Genomic DNA, 7,893 nt, shown 5'->3' with positions numbered 1-7,893 from the left:
TGTCCGCCGAGTTCCAGATCGACACCCGGACCCTTGCCGTTGTGGGCGGTCATCGGCAGTTGGGCGACATAGGCGGCAACGTCGGCGATCTGTTGCGGTCCTCCCAGGATGCGCGGCAGGGAGAAAGTTCGTCGTCCTCGATGAACTCCAGCGCCTGCTCCAGGGTGAACCTGATCGGCGGCGTCAGCAGGATGTTTTCGTCCGAGCCGGCGGCGCGGATGTTGGTCAACTGCTTGGCCTTGAGCGGATTGACGGTCAGGTCGTTGTCGCGCGAATGGATGCCGACCACCTGCCCCTCGTACACCTCGTCGCCGGGCGAGACCATCATGCGGCCGCGCTCCTGAAGCGCGAAGAGCGCATACCCGAGCGCCTTGCCGGTGCCGTTGGAGATGAGCGCACCGTTGCGCCGCGGGGCGATGCCGCCCATGTTGGCCGGACGATAACGGTCGAAGACGTGATACTTCAGCCCGGTGCCCGAGGTCAGCGACATGAACTCGGTCTGGAAGCCGATCAGGCCGCGCGAGGGGATCTCGTAGTCGAGCCGCACCCGACCCCGGCCGTCCGGGACCATGTCCTTGAGTTCGCCGCGTCGCTCGCCGAGCGCCTGCATGATGGCGCCCTGCGAGGTCTCGTCCAGGTCGACCGTGAGCTGTTCGTAAGGCTCGCAGATCTTGCCGTCGATCTCGCGGAAAATGACCTCGGGACGCGAGACGGCCATTTCGTAGCCTTCCCGGCGCATGTTCTCCAGCAGGATCGACAGATGCAGCTCGCCGCGCCCGGAGACGCGGAATTTTTCGGGATCGTTGCCCTCCTCCACCCGCAGCGCGACGTTATGGATGAGTTCGCGCTCCAGCCGATCCTTGAGCTGACGCGAGGTCAGATATTTGCCGTCGCGACCGCAGAAGGGCGAGGTGTTGACCTGGAAGGTCATGGTCACGGTCGGCTCGTCGACGGTCAGCGGCGGCAGTGCATAGGCATGCTCCGGATGACAGAGCGTGTCGGAGACATTCGGCGCCTCGATGCCGGTCAGGGCGACGATGTCGCCCGCCGAAGCGGACGGCACCTCGTAACGCTCCAGTCCCAGATAGCCGTAGACCAGACCGATCTTGGCCTTGTAGCGCGTGCCATCGTTCTTGACGACCACGATCTGCTGATTGGGCCGCACGCTGCCGTGACGGATACGCCCGACCGCGATCGCGCCAACGAAAGAACTGTAATTCAGCGTCGAGACTTGCATCTGGAACGGCGAATCCGGGTCGACCTCGGGCGCCGGGCAGTGCTTGATAATGGCCTCGAACAGCGGCGTCATGTCGCCCCCGCTGACGGTGTCCTCAAGCCCGGCGTAGCCGTTGATGGCCGAGGCATAGACAATCGGGAAGTCCAACTGTTCGTCGGTCGCGCCGAGCCGGTCGAACAGTTCGAACACCTGATCGATGACCCAGTCGGGACGCGCGCCGGGGCGGTCGATCTTGTTGATGACCACGATCGGACGCAGCCCATGCTCAAACGCCTTACTGGTGACGAAGCGCGTCTGCGGCATCGGGCCTTCCTGCGCGTCGACCAGCAGCAGCACCGAGTCCACCATCGACAGCACGCGCTCCACCTCGCCGCCGAAATCGGCATGGCCGGGGGTGTCGACGATGTTGATGCGGTAGTCGTTCCAGCGGATGGCGGTGTTCTTGGAGAGGATAGTGATGCCGCGCTCCTTCTCCAGCGCGTTGGAGTCCATCACCCGCTCGACCGGACCGAAGCGGTCGCCGAGAGTGCCGGATTGCTGCAAGAGCTTATCCACCAGCGTGGTCTTTCCATGATCGACATGGGCGATGATAGCGATATTACGAAGGGTCTCGATCACGAGGGGTAAAGCTCCAGGGGGATAGCGAATAAGGATTCAGGGTGTGGGTCGGCGATCAGGATCGCGTGCCGCGGTCAGCGCCGGGCGAAACGAATGCGGCCGGTGCGTTAAGTATATACCGAGAGAGGGGCGAATTTTTCTTCGCTCGGCTAGCCCCCCCCCTGGGAGCGCCGACTTGTCATGGTCGCCGCTCGAACTCGATCACGTTAGCCGCCATTATTCCGTCTCTGTCTCGTCATATCGTCGCAACACCCTTTCCCAATAGAAGTTTTCCAATCCGCCAACAATTTCTGTGGATAAGTTTGTGCATAAGGTCTGTTCAAAGCATCCGAGCGCGCGCGGTTGTTGGGCTTCGATTAGATTGGACGGATTTTGATCGATCAAAATAATAAAAACATAAACAAAGACTTACGAGAAAAGCGACGATGACGTGACACCTGTTGACGACGCGCTCATACGCGTCCTGTTTAAGCCATTGACCCATGTGAACAAATTCAGTTGCATGCGTCCTTCGCCGTCCACGACGCTGGCGCGGGCGCTCGTCTCCGGCCATCGTCGGCCCCTGACAAGCCATCGCCCAAGAGTTGCCTTGATATTTGAATAGACCGATAAATCAATGCGCTCCGCGACCCGCCCCAGGCTTGCGCTCACCCCGGAAAAGAGACAGCATAGTTCGCCGCCACGGGAGACGATCCGCGACAGCCTCGGCGACACGATCGGACCGGCGCCCGACCAGAATCCACCACCGCCCACGGAACGCACGGAAACCACCCCAGCATGACAACCCCCTCCGAACTGCAACCCGTCCGCGATCACATCGCCTCGCGCATCATCGGCCAACAACCCTTCATCGACAGCATGCTCGTGTGTCTGTTGAGCGACGGCCACCTGTTGGTCGAAGGCATGCCGGGGCTGGCCAAGACCACCGCCGTCAAGGCGCTGGCCGAGTCGCTCGAAGGCGATTTCCACCGCATCCAGTTCACCCCCGACCTGCTACCCTCCGACCTGATCGGCACCGACATCTACCGTCACGAAAAGGGCGAGTTCGAGTTTCGGCAGGGTCCGCTGTTTCACAATCTGCTGCTCGCCGACGAGGTCAACCGCGCCCCGGCCAAGGTCCAGTCGGCCCTGCTGGAGGCGATGGCCGAGCATCAGATCACCGTCGGTCAACGCACCTATCCGCTGCCCAGGCTGTTCATGGTGCTGGCGACCCAGAACCCGGTCGAGCAGGAAGGCACCTATCACCTGCCCGAGGCCCAGCTCGACCGCTTTCTGATGCAGGCCGTGGTGACCTATCCGACCCGCGACGAAGAACTCAAAATTCTCGAACTCGACAGCCAGCAGCAGACCCAGAATCACGCACCGCCCATCGAGCCGCTGACCCAGGAAGCCTTATTCGCGATGCGCCGCGACGTGGCCGGACTCTATCTGGATCCCAAGCTGCACAGCTACATCGTCGATCTGGTCCAGGCGACCCGCCAGCCGAAACGCTACGACCGGGATCTCGGGCGCTGGTGCCGCTTCGGCGCCTCGCCCCGCGCCAGTATCGCCCTCGCCCGCTGCGCCCGCGCCCGCGCCTGGCTCGATGGTGACACCTTCGTCACGCCCCGGCATATCCAGTCCGTCGCGCCCGAGATCCTGCGGCACCGGATTTTGCTGACCTTCGAGGCCGAGGCCGAGGGCGTGACCACGGATGCCTTTGTGAATCGGTTGCTGACGTTGGTCGCGATTCCTTGAACCAGCGGGTTGCTCTGTTGAAACCCACCTGATGACGATAACCAACCTCCAAGCCTTCAAGGGCCTCGATCCGGATCTGCGCGCGGCCCTGCTCGCCCAGATCCGCGATCTCTGGACCCACGGCTCGACCGCCATCGAGGGCAATACCCTGACCCTCGGCGAGACCAAGTTCGTCATCGAGGAGCCTGGAAGCGCGAGCCCAATGGCACCTATGCGGTGACGCCAGACGGCCGGCAGACCTTCATCGAGTACGCCGCGCCCGAGCATGTGCCGGCACGGATGGCGGACTGGCTCGCGGAGCTGAAGCGGCTTGCGAGCGGTCCGCTGAGCGAGCCCGCGGCCATCGACGCCGATGCCTCGACGCGGGCGCTGATCGAGCAGGCGCATGCACAACAGGCCAAAAGGAGCCGCTGAGGCCTCAAGGAAACATTCACCACAAAGACACAAAGTTCACAAAGGCTTTTTCTTGGTGTCCTTTGTGCCTCTTCACCTGGAGGCGATGTTTTTCAGCTTCTCCGACCGGTCATGAATAAACTCCATCTGCCGTTGCGAAATCACATGACCCAGGGCGGCGCCTTTGGCGATCCAGGCGATGCCGAGAGTCTCGTCTTTTGGCCGTCCATTTCCTTCGATCGAGCAGATGCCCAGTAAATTCATGGCATCCGCATGATCATGCTTGGCCGCGTGTTCCAACCAATCGATTGCCCCTTCGGGTTTGTCCTTGGAGAGGAACAGCAACGCCAGCGCGTGTTGCGAATCGGCATCCCCGGCATCGGCCTGTTCCAGCGCCGGGAGATCCTCGGGCGCGAGCGCAAGGCACAGGTGCGGCTCGATGACCTCGAACGGGATCATGGAGCGTCTGTTGGAGGTTCCATTCTTGACGATGTGGCCGGCAAAGCGCCGCCACACCGTCCGTTCGCTCCACCCGGTCAGGGTCATGGTCGCGGCAATACTCAGGAGCATGGTGCGTCTCTCGGTTGGGCGCGTTGGAAGATTCGGTGGTGCCAACGCTTGGTTTGGTGGTGCCAACGCTTGGTTTGATGGTGCCATTTTAGCGTGGCAGAGGAATTTGGTAGTGCCAACGCTTGAGTGGCAGGAAGATCGGCGGGTTGATCCTGGATGCGTCCGCGCTTCATCGGTCACGCGCACATCATGCCGGCGCGGACGACAATCAAAAAACTCCTTTTCGATCAAAGAGATCATCGAGACGATGGCGAAACGGATGGATCGGCGGGAGGCACGACTGGGCGATTGGCATACGAACTGCTGTATCGGGATCGGGAGACCTCGGAAGGGCGGCGATCCAGATTCAGAGCCGATTGGCCTCCCCGTTCAGACGGTTTCATCATTCACCTAGCGGAGAGATCCATGAAAAAGTATCAACAAGGCTTTACTTTGATCGAACTCATGATTGTGGTCGCGATCATTGGTATTTTGGCGGCGATTGCGTTGCCGGCGTATCGGGATTACACGCAGCGCGCCGCTAATGGCGGGTGCCTAGGCGAAGCGAAGGCTTATATGAGTACAGCTGTGGCGGATATGGCTGACAATAGAGATCCCACAGCCTTTGGAGCGAGCGCGTGTGCGAGTATGTCACCTGCTTTGGCAGTGGCCAGTTACAACGCTGGCACTCAAATCACATTCGTACCACAAACACGCGGCACCGTCACTCTGGTGAAGAATACGCTTTGCAACGCCGGTACAGGTTCATGCGATCTCGCGCCGTAGCAAGCTAACTCTTTCTACCGCAACGACGAGTCCGCCAGCCCTGTTCGGCGGGCTCGCCGTCTTCATCACGGCTATCAGACCATCCCACCTAGCGGATCGTAGTCGCATTCTACGAGGTTAAGCATCATGAGCAACATACCTCGCGGCTTCACACTGATCGAATTGATGATCGTCGTGGCGATCATGGGTATGCTTTCAGCCATTGCTTTACCTCAATACCGCGTTTTTACCATCAGGTCGTCGAACAGTGCATGCCTGGCAGAGGCGCGGGCCTACATGAGCCTGGCGGTTGCGAATCTGGCCAATGACAAGCCGGCACTCACTTTCGTCGGGCGCGCCTGTCAGGCGATTAGCGCTGTTCCAGTGATAGCCGACCATATTAACGGTAACACGATCACTTTCACGGTCAGCGCCCGTGGAGACACTAACACGCAATGCAATGCGGGCAGTGCTGCCTGCGAGCTGCAGTGATGCCAAATCTGTCACGTCCCCGCTCAATCCGAACGTTTGAATAGTGAGAAACCGGAGCGCTTTTTTGAGTCAATCTCAAATCCGGTTCTGGATCGTCGCGGGCGTTTGGCTTACAGCGATCGCGGTGATGTATCTGCATGGATTATCAGGCGCGTTGTTTTATGACGATATCCGCCCGCTTGAAAAACTCGGCGAAATAGACAGCCTGTTTTCATTCGCCGCCCTTGATTTCGTCTTGGGTGAAATCTCTGGCCCGCTCGGGCGACCGGTGGCGATGTTCAGCTTTCTGCTGCACCATGCCGGCTGGCCGGACAATTTGCCTTCGCTGTTGTTGGTGAATGTCCTGATCCACGGCCTCAATGGCGTGCTGGTTTATATTCTGACCGGGCAACTGTTACGGATGACCGGGGCCGCAAGCCCTCATCCACACGTTCCCCGCATCTTGGCCGCGCTCGCCGCCCTGCTGTGGCTGATGTTGCCGATTCATGCCGCCACGATCCTGATCCCCATTCAACGCATGGCCGCGCTCAGCACCACCTTTGTGTTGTTGGGAGTGATCGTGTATTTGGCCGGCTTGCAGCTCCAATCCCGCGGTCATCGCAGAGGCCCCGATCTTCAGATCCTCTCCCTGGCGGTGTGTCTGCCGCTGGCGGTTTTGACCAAGGAAAATGGCGCGCTGCTGCCGCTGCTGCTATTGGTCATCGAGCTGACGCTGCTCACGCATCGACCTGACATCCAACGTTATCGTGCCATTCGATTAACGGCTTTATCCTTCGCCTCGCTGGCCATCATCGGGTATTTATTAAAAGGACTTTTCAATCATCCTTTTGAACCATTCGCAGGTCGCGATTTTTCGGTCATCGAGCGATTGCTTTCGCAACCTTTGATTTTAGTCGATTATCTCCGCCAGGCGTTTGTACCGAACTGGCAGGCAATCAATCCCTTTCAGGATCATTGGCGTCATGTCGAGCATTGGACGCTGTTGAGTCCAGAAGGGCTGGCGTTGGCGGCCATTCTTGCCTGGTTATTCGCGGCGCTGATCGCTCGCCGACGCTGGCCCTGGTTCGCTTTTGGCTCGCTGTGGTTCCTTGGCGCGCATCTCCTGGAATCGACCACCCTGGGGCTGGAGTTGTCTTTTCTGCATCGCAATTATTTACCCCTGGTCGGTTTGGCGATCCTCATGGCGATCGGCATCCAGCGCCTGTGGGCGCTGAAACAGCCGGCAATCTCCGTGGCGATCGTCTTGTATTTAGGATTTCTCGGTTTCAGCCTGGCGAATGTTGTGTTGGTATGGGGTCAACCGGAAACGGCGGCACGGGTCTGGTTCGAAACGCAGCCGGCCTCGCAGCGCGCCGCTGCCTATCTAGCAGAGCCATTATGGGAGCGAGGTGACAGTGTTACAGCGCTAGACGTGATGGAACAAAACCTGAGCGTCTGCCCTGACTGCATGTTTTCAAGATCATGGGCACTCGCGCTGGCCTGCGATATGGGGAAAAACGAAACCGTGCGTCTGCATTTCGATGCCCTGCTCGCTCACTCGCCGCGCAAAGCCAGTTTGAGTTCCGCTGCAAAAAATATCGAAAGTTTTTATGTCCTGCTCAAGGAGGGTCGCTGTGCGCCAGGTCAGGCATACAATGCGTATATCTTATTAGAGCGTCTTATCGAGACACGCCCTCCTCACGCCCGCAAAAGTGAAATCGCCAACCTATGGTGGCAGCTTAGCCGTCTGTATATGCTTGACGGCGAGACAAAAACAGCACTAGAGATTTTGCAAAAATCAATGCAAATCAATTAGCCAGCGTAGGTTGGGGTGAACGAGAGTGAACCCCAACATTCACCAAGATTTCGGGACGGACACCGACCTGCATGAACTTCAACGCCCTTGGTCATCCGATTTGGGGCGTTTTTCGTTTCCGACGCGGCGTCATGTTGGGGTTCGTTCCTCACCCCAACCTTGTATGTTCTGTTCCCAGGAATTGACAAGGGATTGCGATAAAGGGAATTTATGAAGAGTGAACCGGGGAAGCCGTCCCAACCTGAGGCCTTGAGCCTGTACGTAGATTGGCTCCCCGCCCTCTTCGCCCATCCCGAAGAGTCTCCGA

Annotated in this window: 7 protein-coding genes and 1 pseudogene; 6 read left to right on the top strand and 2 right to left on the bottom strand. The window is 59.2% G+C overall.

Annotated features, from left to right (window positions below):
• Positions 1-49: 49 nt before the first annotated feature.
• Complete coding sequence (typA, locus tag CCR95_RS14520; RefSeq protein ID WP_338115404.1) at positions 50-1,855, bottom strand: translational GTPase TypA; 1,806 nt, start codon at positions 1,853-1,855, stop codon at positions 50-52.
• Positions 1,856-2,632: 777 nt separating this feature from the next.
• Between typA and CCR95_RS14515 the strand changes: the two genes are divergently transcribed.
• From CCR95_RS14515 to CCR95_RS14505, 3 genes are read left to right on the top strand one after another with little or no spacing between them, the layout of a single operon-like run.
• Positions 2,633-3,592, top strand: coding sequence for an AAA family ATPase (locus tag CCR95_RS14515; RefSeq protein WP_201095671.1), 960 nt, complete (start codon positions 2,633-2,635; stop codon positions 3,590-3,592).
• A 31-nt stretch (positions 3,593-3,623) separates the two neighbouring features.
• Positions 3,624-3,812 (top strand): hypothetical protein, encoded by a 189-nt coding sequence (locus tag CCR95_RS14510; RefSeq protein WP_201095669.1) that lies wholly within the window; start codon positions 3,624-3,626, stop codon positions 3,810-3,812.
• A complete protein-coding gene (locus CCR95_RS14505; RefSeq protein ID WP_201095666.1) occupies positions 3,809-4,006 on the top strand; it encodes a hypothetical protein in 198 nt (65 codons plus the stop codon). The genes CCR95_RS14510 and CCR95_RS14505 overlap by 4 nt, the downstream gene beginning before the upstream one ends.
• A 72-nt stretch (positions 4,007-4,078) precedes the next feature.
• On the opposite strand, the gene CCR95_RS14500 is transcribed toward CCR95_RS14505, so the two are convergent.
• Positions 4,079-4,555, bottom strand: a complete 477-nt coding sequence (locus tag CCR95_RS14500) for a tetratricopeptide repeat protein (RefSeq protein WP_201095664.1) — start codon at positions 4,553-4,555, stop codon at positions 4,079-4,081.
• Between the two features lie 405 nt (positions 4,556-4,960).
• Here CCR95_RS14500 and CCR95_RS25900 point away from each other — a divergent pair, with 405 nt between their 5' ends.
• From CCR95_RS25900 to CCR95_RS14485, 3 genes and pseudogenes are all read left to right on the top strand, one after another.
• Positions 4,961-5,320, top strand: coding sequence for a pilin (locus tag CCR95_RS25900; protein ID WP_276570269.1), 360 nt, complete (start codon positions 4,961-4,963; stop codon positions 5,318-5,320).
• A 126-nt stretch (positions 5,321-5,446) separates the two neighbouring features.
• A pseudogene (locus CCR95_RS26385) lies at positions 5,447-5,543 on the top strand (pilin); the annotation flags it as partial.
• A gap of 312 nt (positions 5,544-5,855) precedes the next feature.
• Positions 5,856-7,586 carry a hypothetical protein gene (locus tag CCR95_RS14485; protein ID WP_201095660.1) on the top strand — a complete coding sequence of 577 codons (1,731 nt, stop codon included), beginning with the start codon at positions 5,856-5,858 and terminating at the stop codon, positions 7,584-7,586.
• Positions 7,587-7,893 lie beyond the last annotated feature (307 nt).

Source organism: Thiocystis minor (assembly GCF_016653465.1).
Classification (GTDB): domain Bacteria; phylum Pseudomonadota; class Gammaproteobacteria; order Chromatiales; family Chromatiaceae; genus Chromatium; species Chromatium minus.
The sequence above is the reverse complement of the archived record's forward strand: the minus strand, read 5'-3'. Positions and strand labels throughout refer to the sequence as shown.